The sequence below is a fragment of the Levilactobacillus tujiorum genome, assembly GCF_012641185.1.
In the GTDB taxonomy this organism is placed as follows: domain Bacteria; phylum Bacillota; class Bacilli; order Lactobacillales; family Lactobacillaceae; genus Levilactobacillus; species Levilactobacillus tujiorum.
In genome coordinates, this window is record NZ_JAAXLK010000011.1 from 71,331 (window position 1) to 87,913 (window position 16,583).

Consider the following 16,583-nt stretch of genomic DNA (forward strand, 5'->3'; position numbering starts at 1 on the left):
AATTTAAATATTTATTTTTATTCCGTGTAGCATTGCAGGCATCAGCAGGCGGCGCTCATTACACTTTTAATGCGAACGTTTGTTCTATCTTTCTGCCTAGACACCTGGTATACTACGATTACTGGTTAAGATCACACTGACCAAGGCGAGGAGGATTTTGTGGAAAAACACTATGTTCAGACGTACGGGTCTTCCCCGACAGCCGCTACTTCAATTCATACTGATCGCTATACATCTGCCAGTGTAACGGCCGCTTCAGTTGATAGTTTTCTGCTTGAATTAACCGTCGCTGCACTTCCAAACGGGAAAGATCTTTGTGGGCGGCCTCTCGTTTCATAACCGGCGCCCGCGCCTTTAAGAACGCTTGTAGGTACCGGGCTTGATTGCCACCCTGACTGGGCGCTGGAACCTGCTTCAAGGCTTGACGCCGAATTCCTCCAAAGCTAGTCGCATCGTTACCCGGGCCGTGCACCACGATGGCATCGTAATAAATGTATTGGCCTAACGGACTCAACCCGTCCCGTTTCGCCGCTCGCAGTACGGGCTGTAAATATTGCCGATTAAGAATTTCATTCTCCGCTCGCACTAACTGGCGGGTCTTAGCTGCCCGCCGCCAGGCCCTAACGAAGCCGGGACCCAACCCGCGATGTGAGGCCGTTCCCTCGACTCGCTTTAAAGCGGGTAAATAACGGCGTAACCCGTTATGATATGGCCGCAACCGCACGTAGCGTTTAACAACTTGACGCAAGTCACCATTCTTGGAAGTGAACCCAATAATCCCAGCGGTATACCCCCGGCCATCACCGATATCTTGAATATACCCATACTGCTGCTGATAATGAACCGTCGAGTTTTCCGCACTCGAGACTAAGGCAAACGTGGTTGCCCGCAGCTGTCCCGTTTTAATCGTATGATGAGCCTGATAGCCCGGCGCAACTGACCGTACCGAACAGCCCGCCAGAACCAGAAAAATTATCCCGATTAGAATTAATCCGAACTTTTGCCGCATTATCTAAGTCTCCTAAACCAGATTTCATTGTTGCCAGATTCACTGGCACAACAAATTTATTTATAAGTTAGGGTACAACAGATACTACTCCCCCAGAATACCATTTACCCCCGTCATAAACCATTTTTCTGCCAAATAAAAAGCGAGAGCTCACCATTGGCAAGACCCTCGCTAATTAATCTACTTATCTGTTTTTTGATAGTGAAAGACAATCGCATATAGCCCGAAGTTTAAAATACTAAGCGTCAAAATCAAGCCGAATGCTAACTGACTCCCCAACGCCGTTTCACGGGCATAGGACATACCGTCAACCTTTACCGAAGACATGAGTGCGGCTAGCAGAGTCGTCCCCACGGAACCGGCAAATTGTTGTCCGGTGTTGTAGATGGCATTGGCGTCTGCTCGCTGACTGAAGTCAACTTCTTTCAGTCCGTTAGTCATCGTATTCCCAAACGCCATTGACCGACCAATACTGAACACCACATAGAGAATCGCGATCACCAGTACACTTAGATGTTGTCCCAGCACCGTAAAGAAGATTGCGGCAATGAAGAACAGACTGCTTCCTAGTAGGATAGGCAGCCGGGCCCCATGTTCGTCCAACAAATGACCGAACCACGGTTGCAGAATCGCCGTAACCAGGCTCCCTGGCAAGAGCATCAGCCCACCGAATAAGGAACTGGCCCCAACTACAATCTGGGCGTAGTTAGGTAACGCAAAGTTAATCCCAATATTACAGAATTGCAGAATCACATAGGCCACAAAGCTAAAGGTAAACACTGGATTGCGGAAAATCTCTAGCTTCAATAGTTGGCGGTCACTGTGTTTCGCGACTAGGATGTAGCCGGTCATGGTCACAATAGCTAACAATAGTCCGCCAAGAAATTGCCAGCTCAACCAGCCAGCTGTGGTTAAGCTATTGAGTCCCATCGTGAAACTCACGAAGGCGATTGCCAAGAGACTGAACTGGCCCCACATAAAGTGGCCCTTCTTGACCTCAGAGAATTGATTAATCGCACCAACCCCCAACAACAGAATTAAGGCCTCAATTGGTAGCGTTGACCAAAAAATCAGTCGCCAGTCCCCTAACGACGCCATAATTCCTCCGAAAGTTGGCCCACTCGCCGGCGCAATCATCAAGATTAATCCGGCTAAGCCCATGTAAAAGCCGAGCCGCGATCGCGGAACACTCTCCAAAACAACGTTAAACATCAATGGAATGGCAATTCCCGCGCAGCCGGCTTGAATTAAACGTCCCAGTAATAGGATCGGAAAATTCGGTGCGAGCGCACAAATCAGGTCACCTAAAATAAAGAGTGAAGCCCCGGCAATGAAGAGTTGGCGATTCTTGAAACGTTGCTTCAAGAAGGCCGACGTAATCATCAGCAACGCCACCATTAGCAAATAGCCCGTTGTAATCCACTGAACCGTACTCAGAGAAACATGCATCGTCCGCATCAGTGTTGGGAACGTCACATTCATTGAAGTTTCGACCAAAATCCCCAGGAAGGCCATGATTGCCACCGCAAAGATGGCGATCAGGTTCTTTCGAGAAATCTTATCTGGGTCTTGTTGCGCTTGCGTCATTTGAACATCTCGCTTTCTCATAATTACTCAGTACTTCCTATCATACTCACTTTTTCAGAAATTTTCATGGGAATGTTGCCATTAAATCGGTTGCAGAAAGCCTTTTAATTCGGGATTTTCTCATAAAAATAAAAAAATTTCGATGTAAACCATTACATTAAGGTTAGGCCCTTGACTTTGTTTTCAGAAAATCATACGATGTTCACGTGAACAAAAGAGAAGAGAAGAAAGAAAAAGGGGTATTTATATAATGCAAGTATTTAATCGAGTTTTAGCTGTTGTTGCTGCTGTTGCTGTTTTAGGTTCAGGTATTTTCGCAACGCAAGCCGTTGCTTCAACGACTAACGATAACGCCGCTAGCCAACAAACGTTATCACAATCTTACACACAACTGATCCAAAAGCAAACTGAACCACTCAAGTAATCTTAACCAGACAAAAGCTCTCCCATTAATTTGGGAGAGCTTTTTTTGCATCTAAAACCGACTTACGCAATCACCGTGGCGCCGACCTCTGCTTGGGCCATGAATTCTTTCATTCGTGAAATCATGTCATGGATGACCACCCGGCCGACTTGAACTTCTTCAGTCGTTCCAATCATATTAAAGCCTAGGCTCAGCTGGCCCTTAAATGTGCTGCAAGCCACCTGAAACATTGGCGCATATCTGAAGGAACCGGTCATCAAGCAATTCGTCACTGTGTTTTCGGCAAATACTAACCGTGAATCATCAATAATCCCAAAGTTGGTAAACGCAATGGCCCGAACGTGATAGTTAGCCTCGACAATTTCCTGCAACTTCTTGATCGACTCCGTTTGATACTGCGCCATCAACGACCGTACCGAATCCAAAAATTGGTCGCTGTCCTTCAGCCGCTGCATTTCAACGTGCATCTTCTGAACTGAAACGGAAACCGGCTCGTCTCGTGGTGACTGGATAGCTGGATTGAACCGCGCCGTATGGTTGGCAATCCGCAAGGCTGCCGGGTCTTCCTCAATCTTCTGGCGCATATCCGTTGGGCAAGGGATCGCGAGCTCATCCCCTTCTCGATCAAAGGCTTGTACCGCCTTACCAAAGGTAGTCAGCAGCACATCGTTCACCGTCACACCCTGGGTATGGGTGGCGTTGATTAAGCTCCGCGTCATATCCGACGTCAAGCGCCAACCACTAACATTTGGCCGTGGCTTTTCGCCCGTAGCATTGGTTAATTGTGGTAAGGACAACGGTTTACTAGGATGATCCACATTCCCCTGTTTAGCCGAAGCCGGGTGCTGCTTCAGTAACGTCTTCAACCAATCCAAGTTCACGACGTTAGTCACGCCCTTAATCGCGCGCTCACCCTGGCTGTAACGGTTACTCAGCAGATAGAGATATTGCTTAAAGCCACTCCCGTCAGTCAAAATATGACTCATCGTAATGGTCAATCGGTTTCCGGCGCCATCCGGCTGCAGGTCAAAACGAACCTGCGCATCCTTTTCCCAATCTGGGGTTGCGTCCAGCTGGGCATCCGCTGGCAAGATATTTAGGACCTCTTGCCCGTCCGTTACTGCCGGTTGCCAACTATTATCGCTCATCTCATAGCGGCAGAATAGTTCCGGCACCACCTGAGCCGTCAGGTTGATGGCCTTTACCAGCCGCTGCTGGTCTAACGGATCACTGAAGGTCAGTTGGCAACGAATGACTGGGTACAGCTGATCAAACCCAATCGTATGCAAAATATTTAATGGATTTTCATTCATCGGTTAATAGTCCCCTTTCACGAAAGCGAATTCACAATTCAATCCTAGCGATTCTTTCCCGCCAAAACAAGTGATTCTTTCAGCTATGACTCGCCATTTATGGCAAACAAAAAGTCTCGTAGGACTCCCGTACGGAAGTTCTGCGAGACTTTTTCGTTCGTCCTAGTTCTTAACAGCTAACTTGCCAAAAATCTCGTCAGGCGTCTTGTCTGGGAAGAACTTGAAGAAGTTGTAAGCATTGTTGTAGCAAATGTTTTGAACAACCTTCCCCAACATTTCTTCATCGTCAGGTACCCGGCCTTGTTCTGCCAACTTACCATAGAAGTTGCACAGAACCCGACGGAAGTACTCGTGACGTGGGTATGACAGGAAGCTCCGTGAGTCAGTCAGCATACCGACGAAGTTAGGCAACAGACTTTCTTCGGCGAAGACCCGCAATTGTTCGTCCATTCCTTCGGCAGTATCGTTGAACCACCAGCCGGCACCGAGTTGCAAGCGTTGTTTGCCACCCTCTTGGAAGGCACCCATCATCGTAGCTAATTGCATCCAATCGTTGTCATTCAAGGAGTAGAAGATGGTCTTTGGAATATCATGCGTAATCTGCATCTTCGTGTACAATTTAGCCATTTGATCGGCAATATCAGGTTGTGTCCCAACGGCATCATAACCGGTATCAGGGCCTAACTTGTCGAACATTGGCCGGTTAAGGTCACGGATAGAATTGATGTGGAACTGCATCGTCCAGTCAAATTCCTTGTTCAACTTCATTAAGTTCTCCAGTAAGGCAGTTAAGTATTGGTCAACTTCCTTGGCGGATAACTTCTCGTTGTTGACACCTTTATCAAAGATCGCATTCAGCTCGCTGTCTGATGCTTCGATGAAGTGGTAAGTCAACAGAGAGTGGTCAGATAACCGGCCGCCCATTTCATTAAAGAATTCAAACCGTTGCTTAACAGCATCGATCATCGTCTTGAATGAAGTGATCTTGACGCCTGAAACTTTACTCAATTCCTTCAGGTAATCTGCGAAGCCGTCCCGATCCACTTGGATCAACTTGTCAGGCCGCATAGCTGGTAAAGTCCGGAAGCCGTTTTCAGCTTCAGTTTCCTTCAACAGTTTGTGGTAGTGCAAGTCAGAAGCAGGATCATCAGTCGTGCAGACCGCCTTAACATTCGAATTCTTGATCAAGTTACGAGGCTTGAAAGCGTCCGTTTGGAGTTCAGCGTTAGCTTTCTTCCAAATGTCTGGCGCGGTCTTCCGGCTCAAGATTTCGTCAATGTGGAAGAAACGCTTGAGTTCCAAGTGAGTCCATTCGTACAATGGGTTCCCCAGAGCACTTTCGATCGTTTCCGCCCAGGCCAAGAATTTCTGATATTCGTCACCGTCACCAGTGATTAATTCTTCAGGAACCCCGTTGGTCCGTTCTTGACGCCACTTGTAGTGGTCACCGTAAACGCCTTCGTTTAACCAAATCCGGGTAATGTTAGGATAGTTCTTGTTTTCATAGATTTCCTTTGGGTTTAAGTGACAATGGAAGTCAATGATTGGCATATCCTTGGCATAGTCGTTGAAAAGTTTCTTGGCCATGTCGTTGCCGAGTAAGAAATTGTCGTCCAATAAAGCCATCAGGATATTCCTCCTTATCGAGTTGTGCTAATTAGCCGTTAAACTAAGATTAGTCTTCGTTGATTTTTGGTTCGTACTTAGCTTGAACTTCAGCCTTGGACTTTGCCAAACCTTGAAGTAAGTCGAGGTGTTCTGCAATGTGGATGTTCAAGTACTTGTCGTACAAGTCTTGGTGTTCCTTCAAGATCTTGAAGAACTTGTCACGGTAAACGTACTTGTAGCTCTTTTGAGCGTTCAAGAGTGAACCGTACATCGTGTGGAGAACTTGACGTGAGTCATCACCGTCGAGCAAACTCATAACGTTGGATTCGTTGATCGTTTCTGGCTTTGGTGCAGTGCCATCAGTTTGGGCATTGAAGACGTAGAATGATGCCACATCATCCAAGTTTTCGTAAGCAAACTTGTACATTTCAACCATGAACTTAGGATCAACATGGGCAATAACCCGCAAAGCTTCCAACCAGTTAGTCCCAGCGGTCTTAACGTGCCAGCCGTGTTGCTTGGAGATCCGGCCAATGATTTCGTAAACGGAAAGCTTGTCGGAACCAGAGTGGATACTCAACTTGTAGCCAAACTTTTCAGCAATGGCTTCGTGAACCACGTATTCACGTTCGAAGCGCTTTACATCACCGATGTAGTCAATAGCCTTCTGGAATTCACCGTAGAACTTAGGTGCGATGGTTTCAGGAGTGATCCCTTCGCGGTGTAATTCGTTAGCGAAGAAGTAGTGGTTAGCAGGTGTCGTAGGTACAATCGTTTCATCCATAGAAATTTCGAAGTCCAAGTTGTAAGGTACGATGAACTTGTGGTAGATGAAGATAGCGTACTTAACAGCTCCATAGAAGATCAGAACTGATTCTTCAACGTCACGCTTAGTGAAGTGAACGGAAGCGTCGTCACTGATTTGGAACGTCTTGTCTAAGTAAGTCTTGTTGAAGCGTTCTACTAAATCATCATCCAAAGCGTTGAACTTAGCATCCAATTCTTCATCAGAGAACTTAGCAACTTCGTTATGAATCTTTTCAGTTGCATCCAAAGTAATCATGGTGCAACCAGCCTTAACGGCGTAGTCAACTTCGTGAGGGTTCTTAACGTGGTCACCATCGTCAACCCAGCCATCAGTGTAACCTTCTTCAAAGACAGCCCAGCCGGCATCCAATAAGACATCGGTTTCGGTACGGTTCATCAATAGTAATTCACGAATAGATTGTTGTGCTAAGACAGGTACAATGCCCCGGCCCTTGAACAGACGTAAGTGAGCGTTAGAAGCGTTGCCTAACCGGTCACCTAAACCAAAGGTGTACTTGTAACCATGACGAGAGGTTGGCTTGATCCAAGCAAAGCGCTTAGCAAGTGCCCGCCAGTTAGTTTCGTTTAAATCACCAGTAATTAACGTCTTGTTGGCGTCAACGATGCTTTCCTTGGCGTCAAAGTCCTTGACGTCATCACGATCTTCGTAAACAACCAAGGTCTTGGCCGTTTGCTTGTTAACGGTTTCATGTAAGATGAAGTAGACGTTGCGACGGTCCACTTGAATTGAAGGTGCGTATACTTCTTTATCTGATAGGCTGTCGTAGTTCCCTTTGGCAGCGATAATCTCATAGACATCTGAAACTAACTTTTGTAAGTCCATTGATATAACCCTCCATAAATTTAGTCTGATAAAGTTTTTAAAAACCGTGATCCCAAATTAATTAGTATGACTAGTTCTTATCCTTGTCGGTAGCTTTGCTTTCACCGATCTTGCCGCCTTCCCAACGACCATGGTCAAGGTCATTGGCAATTTCACCAAAGCGCTTGTCATCCAGTTTGTATAAGAAACCGATTACAACTGCGGCAATGATTAAGCAAAGGCCAGGATACAACGTCATAGCGGCCTTGATACCATTTAAGGCACGAGGAGTTTGCGTTGCGTTGGCAACGTAACCCGTTAAGGCCAAGACACCGGCACTAACTAAAGCAGCCAGTGATTGAGCAATCTTCCGTGAGAAGTTAAATGCAGCGTATGTAATAGCTTCTTTACGGACACCTGAACGCCATTCACCAAAGTCAATCGCGTTGGAAACCATGGCCCAAGTAATCCCGTTTGGAATAGCTAAAGCCGTGTAACCAATGGTAACTAACACGATGAAGGTAATCACGTTTGAAGGTAAGAAGTAGTTCAAAATGTTAGCCACAGCACCAACAACGAAACTCCACATTGCGGTACGCTTTTGACCAAAGTGCTTCGTCAACGTAGGAATCATGAAGACCCCGACGATTGAGCAACCCATCATAATAGCGTTGATGATTGGCTGAAGGCCGATGTTGCCCAAGTTGTACTGTGCGTAGAACACCATCATTTGGTTGTTCGTGTTCATCGCAGAAATCGTAAACAAGGTCATCAGAATCAAGGCACCCAAAGGACCGTTCTTAAAGATAACTTTGATGTAATCTTTAAAGCCTTCCTTTTCGGCATCTTTACCGGTTGCCCGGTGAACCTTAACATTTTCCTTCGTCCCAAAGTAACAAACGGCAAACATGGCAATCCCGATGACAGCGAAGACTGCGGCTGCCCAGAAGTAACCGTGTTCTTCTTTGACACCAGTGTTTCCGTTAGCAATCAATCCCATCAAAGGAATGAACGCAACCCCGGCAATAAACTGAGCACCGACAGAACCAATCTGACGAGACGTCGCCATGAAGCTCCGGTCTTGCGAGTTCCGGGACATAACAGAAGCTAAAGAACCGTACGGGTCATTGGTAAATGAATAAACCAGGCCCCAGATCATGTAAGCAGCATATGCATAGATGATCTTTTGGACGCCGGTAAGACCAGATGGCATCGTAAACGTTACGACGGTCATAATCCCTAAAATGATGGCTGAAATCATCATGACCGGACGGAACTTACCACGTTTACCGATATTCTTCCGGTTATCAATTACTGATCCGGCAATTGGATCCATAAACGCATCGAAAATCTTGGTGAAAGCAAAGATCCCTGCAACTGCTCCGGCACCGATACCACACGCATCAATCCAGAACTTAGTCAGATATGCTTGCCCAAGGTCAAACATGAAGCCGTTACCGAAGTCCCCAAACCCGTAGGCAATTTTTTCACGGGTAGGAATCCGCTTGGAGGAGTCATTCATCATTTCTCCGTCTTTAACAGCGGGTTTTGGACTTGTTGCTGCTTCCTCGCTCATTTGAGCACCTCCTTGAATCTACGTCAAACCGTCAAAGGAAATCGCTTACAATTTAGATACACACGTTAACACAATTCTCGTTAATCTTAACGTGGATCGCTATTGTTCGCTGGTCTCCACAACAAATGTTAAACGTCAGAGCTCCCAACGACACATTAGTAAGCGCTTTCCTTTAACAATGTCTATACTATCACAAACTCATGCACACGTTAACAATTTTTTTAATAAAAAAAGGATTATTTTCGCAAATCCTTTACAGAATCCCGGACTATCAACGTTGGCACGATACTTTTTTTTATTGGATCCGTCATTGAACCGTCCAATAATTTCGTCAAAGCATCGATACCCTCTTGGACAATATCGTCAGTGGGTTTGCGCACCGTCGTTAGCCGTGGCACCAGATATTTCGCATAACTCATGTCATCATAACCAACGATTGAGATATCACCGGGCACCGAGTAACCCAAATCTTGGCAAGCCCGCACCGCACCGGCTGCCATGTCGTCGTTCGAGGCAAAGACGCAGGTCGGCGTTTCAACGGCGCCTAAGATGTTTCGCATCGCCTCGTAGCCGCTGTCAGGTAAGTAAGTCCCCTGCTGAATCCACTCCGGTCGCACCGTTGCGTGGCTAGCGGCGGTGACGTCTAGGAAGGCCTGCTGCCGATCCTTAGTCGAGACAAAATCAGTCGCGCCCTTGATCAGGCCAAACTTCTGATGGCCCATTCGAACGGCATACTCCATTAATTTCCGCGCACCCAAATAATCATCCGTCGTAAAGTTCGACACGTCTTCTCTGCCGATCTTTCGGTTCAGAATCACTACGGGTAATCCCCGTTCAATCATCATGTTGATAAACGCATCATCATTCGTACTCTGACTCACGACAATCGCGCCATCATACTGATGGTGACTCACAGCGCTACTCCCATCCAGCGCCTCAATACTGTCAATCGAAATGGAATACCCCGCTGGCAAAGCTTCCTTCGAGCGATTGATCACATCGACCAAGAAGCTTGGTGACGTCCCCGTATCGAGCTCGGAAAAGAAGATGCCGATAATGAAGGACCGCTTCTCCACCAAACCCTTAGCGTTGATGTTGGGAACGTATCCTAAATCATCAGCAATCTTACGAATTTTACGTTTTGTTTCCTCTTTGACTAAGGGGCTATCGTTCAGAGCACGTGAAACCGTGGTGTGTGAAACGTTAGCGCGCTTAGCAATTGTTAAAATCGTTACCTCTTCCAATGTACTGCCTCCCTGTTACGATCATCAATCACTCGACTCTCTTATTGGCCGCTGAGCGGATTAACTTAAGCACGCCTCGAGACTTTCTAAGGTGTTGACGTTATCTGCTGAACAGCTGATAAACCTACTATAACAAAACCGCCGACCAAATACATTGTTTTGGGCCGACGATTTCATTGTTTTTTAAATTAGTGATTGCGTTTGAAAAATTGATCAAGCTGTTGCCGCGTTGGATAGCCATCGTTATCACCCGGGCTTTGGACGGCCAAGGCGCCGATCGCGTTGGCCCGTTTTAATGCCGCTGGTAACGACTGTCCCTCGAGTAACCCCGAGATCAAGCCGACTGCGAACCCATCACCGGCTCCCACAGTATCAATCACCCGTGGGACTGTAAAACCCGGCACCGTGAACTGCCGACCGTCCTTCAACTTGGCAAAGGCCCCCTGGGCGCCCAGCTTAACGATGACCGCCCGGGTCGTGACCCCCTGCCGCAGGTAAAAATCGGCAATGGCCTCCGGCTCCTGCAACCCAGTCAACGTCTGGCCTTCGCTCAGACCGGGCATGACAAATGTTCCGTAGCGCGCCAAATCATTGGTTACGCGGATCATTTCCGTAGTCGACGACCATAGTGTTGGCCGCAAGTTAGGATCAAACGTCACTGGAATCCGGTTATACACCAAATCAGCGTTGAGTTGCCGGTAAGCCGCCAAGCAGTTGGGTGACAGCGCGGCAAAGATCCCCGATAAATGTGCGAGGCGCACGTCGGCTAAGTTTACCGTAGCCAAATCCGCTGGCTGATAGTGCGATGCGGCTGAACCCTGGCGGAAATAAGCTACCGCCGGATCACCGTGTGACACCCGCTGTTTGAGATAAAATCCCGTGGGTAATCCCGGCTTGGTCAGCATCGCCGCATCCGCCACGCCATCGGTCCGCAATATCCGGCGTAAGTAAACACCAAATGGATCATCGCCCACCGCTGACACGTAATCAACGGGGTGTCCGAGACGGGCCATACCGATCGCAACATTTAATTCTGCACCCGCAGAAAATTTTTGAAATTGTTGTGCCGTGGCTAAATCAACGTCGCTTTCCTGCGCTTCAAAGACCACCATCGGCTCACCAATCGTGAGTAATTCACCCATCTCTTAACACCTCCTAACTACGATTTAGCAATGGCCTCCCACAGTCCGTTCAGGTAGGTCAGCCCCAGCGCACGGTCATACAGGCCGTACCCTGGCCGCCCAGTCTCACCCCAGATGTCCCGGCCATGGTCTGGCCGAATCACACCGTCAAAGCCAGTATCATGGAGTGCCTTCATGATGGCATACATATCCAGCGAGCCCTCGCTAGACAGGTGAGCCGCTTCCCGAAAGTCCCGACCGTTTCCAGTAAATTTGATATTACGTGCATGCACGAAGGGTACTCGGCCCTGCACCACAAATTCGCGGATGATGGCGGGAATATCGTTGGCGGGATTTTCACCTAAACTCCCGGTACAGATCGTAAAGCCATTCGCCAGCGACGGATTCATCGCGACGATCGCCCGCATGTCGGCGGCATTCTTGAAGATCCGCGGTAGCCCAAATAACGGCATTGGCGGATCATCCGGGTGAAGGGCCATTTGAACATGACATTCCTCGCAGACCGGCAGAATCGCGTCTAGGAAGTACTTGAGATTGGCAGCTAACCGCTCAGCATCAACATCGGCATACGCCTTGAACAGCTGCTGCACCTTAGCTAGTCGCTCTGGCTCCCAGCCGGGAAGACTAAACCCATTATCACCGCTTTGAATCTGGCGAATCAGCGCCTGTGGGTCTTCCGCCGTATACCGTTCCTGAAAGGCCAGTGTCTTAGAGCCGTCCGCCAGTTCAAAGTGCAGATCCGTCCGAATCCAGTCAAAGATCGGCATGAAATTATAGCAAATCGTTTTGACCCCGACTTGGGCCAAATTACGGATCGTCTGCTGATAGTTTTCGATGTAGTGATCCCGCGTCGGCAACCCAATCTTAATATCATCATGGATATTAACGGATTCCACGATCGTGAACTTCAATCCCGCCGCTTCAATCTGCGACTTCAATGCTTTAATCTTGGCTAACGGCCATACCTCACCGACTGGAACATCAAAAAGCGCTCCGACAACTTGTTTGGCACCAGGAATCTGCCGAATATCCTGAAGCTTAACGACGTCCTCATCAGCACCGTACCAGCGAAATCCCATTTCCATCTCTTGTTCTCTCCTTTTAGTCACAATCTGCCACGTGATTAATGGCTATTCAACCGCTTACCGTTGCTCTAACGCAGGTCATTCATGGCTACTTGGTCCATATCATCATAGGTCTGGTTCTCACCACACATTGCCCAGATGAAGGCGTAGTTCGTCGTCCCCACCCCACAGTGAATGGAATAACTCGGGTTAACCACGGCTTGATCCTGCTTCATCCAAATGTGCTTGGTGTTGTCTGGCGTCCCCATGAAGTGGGCCACCCGCGTATCGGCTGAACCAAATTCACAGTACAGGTACGTTTCCATCCGCCGAGCGTGGGTGTGAGCAGGCATGGTATTCCAAGAATTACCGGGTTCCAATACCGTGTAGCCCATTTGTAATTGACACGTCTTCATCGTCGACGCGTCAATGTATTTGTGAATGACCCGCTTGTTCATGTGCTCTTGATCACCCTTAGGCATGGCAATCGCATCTTTATAAACTAACTTCTTGTTGGGATACGTCTTGTGTGCCGGCGTCGAAACTACGTAGAACTTAGCTGGCGTTGCTGGGTCAATGGAATTGAAGACCACGTGCTTTGTGCCCATTCCGATGTAGAAGCCATCGTGAGGGGCAATCGCACTCTCTTCACCATCAATGGTGACAGTACCAGCGCCACCAATGTTGATAAAGCCTAGTTCGCGCCGTTCCAAGAAGTAATTGACGCCTAATTCCTTGTCTAACTTAATCTCCAACGTGCCGTTGACTGGGGTTACCCCACCAAAAATCATCCGGTCGTTGTATGTATACGTCAACAGAATATCATCCGGACTAAAGATCTTCTCCATCAAAAATTGTTCACGCATCTGATCCGTATTGTAATGATCGATGTCTTCGGGACTGTGTGCATATTGTGTGGTCATATTGAATGCCATGATATTACCTCCAACTAAAATTGATTAACCCACTAACAATTCCCAATTTCTCTTCATCTATGTCATGCGTTCCCAGCTACCAGTTTAGCACATGCCGGCGAAAAAGCCCCCTCATATCTCATGTGTAAACTTCCTCATCATTGGCTGACATCAACGACGCTTGTAACAAGTTTCACGTTGACCCCCGCTATTGTATCTGTTTGAAAGACGGCTCATGCCGCCAACTAATAGTCGTTAGCGAGCTTCACTGGCAGTGAGTTGTAACCGCATTCATTTAAAAATGTTAACGTGTTCATTATAGTGATTTTTAACCCTAATTGCCAGTCACGCCCTCTCCTAAGTTTCGCAAAAAAAAGCCGCTACTCCTCCGCAGCGACTCCTGACATCTAAAGGTCCAAATCCGTCTTATCACTCGGACTCACATTCATAAAGTAACCCGGAAATTTGTCTAACAGATACTTACGTTCCTGTAACATCAACCGCAAGTGAGCCGTGGTCTGGAAGCGAACGTCCTCAAGATCCCGCTGATAAACCACGTCTAATAGATTTTCGTGTTGCTGCAGAATTGTCTGCCAATTAAGCGTATTCACCTTCAGTCGAATCCAGCGGAACCGGTTCAACTGCATGTTGACGGTCTGTAACCATCCCCAAATATTATCCCGACCAGCGATCAGGTAAAACTGGTGATGGAAGGCCTCATCGAGATCAAAGAATGTGTCCGGATCTTCCTTTTGAATCGCCACTGCCTGTTCACGCAAGTTCACCTTCTGCTCTCGGTAAGCCGCATCCGTCATCTTCGCGGTTGCCTCCAGCATAATCTCGACCTCGATATTCTGCCGTACAAAGCGAGCATCCTTCGCCTTTTCCATATCAATCTGCGAAATGTAGGTGCCACTTTGCGGAATTACATCGATCAAGCCATCCCGCTCAATCCGGATAATCGCTTCCCGTACCGGCGTTCGACCGATACCCAGTTCTTCAGAAATGGTCTTCTCCGAGATCTTCTGACCGGGGATAAACTTATTGTGCATGATCCGATAACGTAGCTCAGAGTAAGCCTCATTACGCATATTTTTCGTCATCTGTTGCATCTCAACTACACCTCCTCACTTTCCATCAATTTTCTTGTATATTAGTTTACCACAGCTCCTAAGGCATTTCTCTTTATTTTTAATGAACACTTTCGCTTAGTGCTTTCAAGTAAAACGATTAACGTTGCGCGCTAACGGCCTCCATGAAAGCGCTATTTTTTCAATAAATAAATTAATGCCATACCGCATTTAGCCAGACTGCCAGCACAGTTTGTAAAAAAGCCAGGTTGCTTGCCGCACAACCTGACTCAAATTTTAAGTATTTTATCCGATCCCTACGCTACCGCTTTAAAAGACCTGTTGGTACAATACCGCTGCCGCAATGGCGCCCGCTGTCGGCGCCACGATTGGCACCCAGCTGTAGGCAAATTGGGAACTGCCTTTGTGGGGAAAGGGCCAAAACGCATGCAAGAGTCGTGGCCCAATATCTCTGGCCGGGTTCAACGCTGGTCCAGTGGGGCCACCGAAGGAAACGACTAAACACATAACCAAAAACCCCAGCCCAATGAAATCTGCCCGTGGATCAATCTTGTCGGCAGTCATGCTGACGGCCCCCAATACCAACAAGAAAGTGCCGACAAATTCGTTGATGAACCCATTCAACTGGCTGTTGGCAGCGTCAATCGTTGAAAAGGTTCCCAGAATAGCTTCCGTATCAGTTGTCCGATCATAATAAGGCTTGTAAGCCAAGACGATGACCAGCTGACCAAGAATGGCGCCCACGGTTTGGGCCACTATGTAAGGCATAACTTCCTGCCACGGAAAATTCCCAGTCACAGCCATCGCGACTGTCATCGCCGGATTGATCTGGGCACCCGAAATCGTCGCAAACATCAGCGCCGGAATCATGACGCCAATACCGTACCCAAATCCAATCAAAATCCAACCACCGTGATACCCCTTGGTTCCTTTTAACTCAACGTTGGCAACTGAACCGTTACCCAAGGCCACCATCACGGCCGTTCCAATCAATTCGGCAATGCACCGAACGACTAATGAATCGTGCATAAACTCATACCCCACTTACAATATTTTCTTTTTTACCCTGCCGAAAATGTTCACGTTAATCGCTAGACGACTAACCCTCAAAAAACAGCAGCAATTAATATCATACCCCTATCGTCATTAGTTTTCAGTATAATTTTCATAAAATCTATCCATAATTTGAAAATTATCGGACTTTTTGAAATCAACTGTGTCAATTACTATTGATTCGGGTTGCATTTATGTTTTGTTTTCAACTTTTTTCATAATGGCACCTAAGTAAAGGCAACGTTTCAAACATATAACGTGAATTCTTTCCCCATCTAAAATCTTTATATAACTTCGTATTAAGTAAAAAATCCATTCACTAGCATTAAAAAGATTCTAGGGTTACTATAATCATGGGTAATATAATTTATTGAAATTTTGAATAGTCATTTAATCGCTTAAGCATGGTACTTAAAATCTGTTACTGTCTAGTTTTAAGGTAATTCTAGGAGGAAGATTATCATGAATGCAGGGTCGGCTCCAAGGCTTACTGTTCTGGGACTTTTAATTATTATGGGAGGATTTGCCGTTTTTAATTCTCCACTGTTTAGCATTAATCAGTTAATTGGCGCAATTGGTGTGATACTACTCACAGGCGTTTTCATTCACAATCTCAGACTTGCTAAAAATTACCCAAATTCGGATAAGCTATAAGTCATGGGCAGGCCTAAGTAATAACAGCCATAGTAGTCCGGACTAATAGTGGCTCTACGATATTAGATACATAACGTATAGGCGTAAAAAAAGCGTGGTGTTGTTCTCCCATTCAAGGGAAGAACAACACCACGCTTAAATTTTTATACAACTGAGCCGTCAACTAGGGACTGTCTGAAAACTAAAAATTCAGGTATAATCTGAGGAAAAACGAATCGAGGCATTCCGATGACAACACCTAAACGATACGAACTGGAAGATGCTCAGTGGGACC

The 16,583-nt window shown here is 47.0% G+C and carries 14 protein-coding genes; 2 read left to right on the forward strand and 12 right to left on the reverse strand.

Annotated features, from left to right (window positions below):
• Positions 1-205: 205 nt before the first annotated feature.
• Together HF569_RS06910 and HF569_RS06915 are read right to left on the reverse strand one after the other, a co-directional pair.
• Entirely contained in the window at positions 206-1,009 is an 804-nt protein-coding gene (locus tag HF569_RS06910; RefSeq protein WP_168901850.1) for a chitosanase, read from the reverse strand.
• Positions 1,010-1,189: 180 nt separating this feature from the next.
• Complete coding sequence (locus tag HF569_RS06915; RefSeq protein ID WP_168901862.1) at positions 1,190-2,596, reverse strand: MFS transporter; 1,407 nt, start codon at positions 2,594-2,596, stop codon at positions 1,190-1,192.
• A gap of 250 nt (positions 2,597-2,846) precedes the next feature.
• Here HF569_RS06915 and HF569_RS06920 point away from each other — a divergent pair, with 250 nt between their 5' ends.
• Positions 2,847-3,020 carry a hypothetical protein gene (locus HF569_RS06920; protein ID WP_168848854.1) on the forward strand — a complete coding sequence of 58 codons (174 nt, stop codon included), beginning with the start codon at positions 2,847-2,849 and terminating at the stop codon, positions 3,018-3,020.
• 62 nt (positions 3,021-3,082) lie between these two features.
• Here HF569_RS06920 and HF569_RS06925 read toward each other — a convergent pair whose 3' ends face one another.
• The 10 genes from HF569_RS06925 to HF569_RS06970 form a co-directional block, all read right to left on the reverse strand.
• The gene (locus HF569_RS06925; protein ID WP_168901851.1) at positions 3,083-4,333 is read right to left on the reverse strand and encodes a hypothetical protein; all 1,251 of its coding nucleotides are present in this window, start codon (positions 4,331-4,333) and stop codon (positions 3,083-3,085) included.
• Positions 4,334-4,495: 162 nt separating this feature from the next.
• Complete coding sequence (gene uxaC, locus HF569_RS06930) at positions 4,496-5,959, reverse strand: glucuronate isomerase (RefSeq protein ID WP_168901852.1); 1,464 nt, start codon at positions 5,957-5,959, stop codon at positions 4,496-4,498.
• 49 nt (positions 5,960-6,008) lie between these two features.
• A complete protein-coding gene (locus tag HF569_RS06935) occupies positions 6,009-7,592 on the reverse strand; it encodes a tagaturonate epimerase family protein (RefSeq protein ID WP_168848851.1) in 1,584 nt (527 codons plus the stop codon).
• 70 nt (positions 7,593-7,662) lie between these two features.
• Entirely contained in the window at positions 7,663-9,147 is a 1,485-nt protein-coding gene (locus HF569_RS06940; RefSeq protein ID WP_168901853.1) for a glycoside-pentoside-hexuronide (GPH):cation symporter, read from the reverse strand.
• Between the two features lie 236 nt (positions 9,148-9,383).
• The gene (locus HF569_RS06945) at positions 9,384-10,391 is read right to left on the reverse strand and encodes a LacI family DNA-binding transcriptional regulator (RefSeq protein WP_168901854.1); all 1,008 of its coding nucleotides are present in this window, start codon (positions 10,389-10,391) and stop codon (positions 9,384-9,386) included.
• A gap of 188 nt (positions 10,392-10,579) precedes the next feature.
• The gene (locus HF569_RS06950) at positions 10,580-11,533 is read right to left on the reverse strand and encodes a sugar kinase (RefSeq protein ID WP_168901855.1); all 954 of its coding nucleotides are present in this window, start codon (positions 11,531-11,533) and stop codon (positions 10,580-10,582) included.
• 17 nt (positions 11,534-11,550) lie between these two features.
• Positions 11,551-12,618, reverse strand: coding sequence for a mannonate dehydratase (uxuA, locus tag HF569_RS06955; RefSeq protein ID WP_168901856.1), 1,068 nt, complete (start codon positions 12,616-12,618; stop codon positions 11,551-11,553).
• A 68-nt stretch (positions 12,619-12,686) separates the two neighbouring features.
• On the reverse strand, positions 12,687-13,532 hold the full coding sequence (gene kduI, locus HF569_RS06960; RefSeq protein ID WP_168901857.1) for a 5-dehydro-4-deoxy-D-glucuronate isomerase: 846 nt from the start codon (positions 13,530-13,532) through the stop codon (positions 12,687-12,689).
• 386 nt (positions 13,533-13,918) lie between these two features.
• Positions 13,919-14,623, reverse strand: coding sequence for a GntR family transcriptional regulator (locus HF569_RS06965; protein WP_211088949.1), 705 nt, complete (start codon positions 14,621-14,623; stop codon positions 13,919-13,921).
• Between the two features lie 288 nt (positions 14,624-14,911).
• Positions 14,912-15,631, reverse strand: coding sequence for an MIP/aquaporin family protein (locus tag HF569_RS06970; protein WP_168901858.1), 720 nt, complete (start codon positions 15,629-15,631; stop codon positions 14,912-14,914).
• A gap of 486 nt (positions 15,632-16,117) precedes the next feature.
• Here HF569_RS06970 and HF569_RS06975 point away from each other — a divergent pair, with 486 nt between their 5' ends.
• The gene (locus HF569_RS06975) at positions 16,118-16,309 is read left to right on the forward strand and encodes a hypothetical protein (protein ID WP_168901859.1); all 192 of its coding nucleotides are present in this window, start codon (positions 16,118-16,120) and stop codon (positions 16,307-16,309) included.
• Positions 16,310-16,583 lie beyond the last annotated feature (274 nt).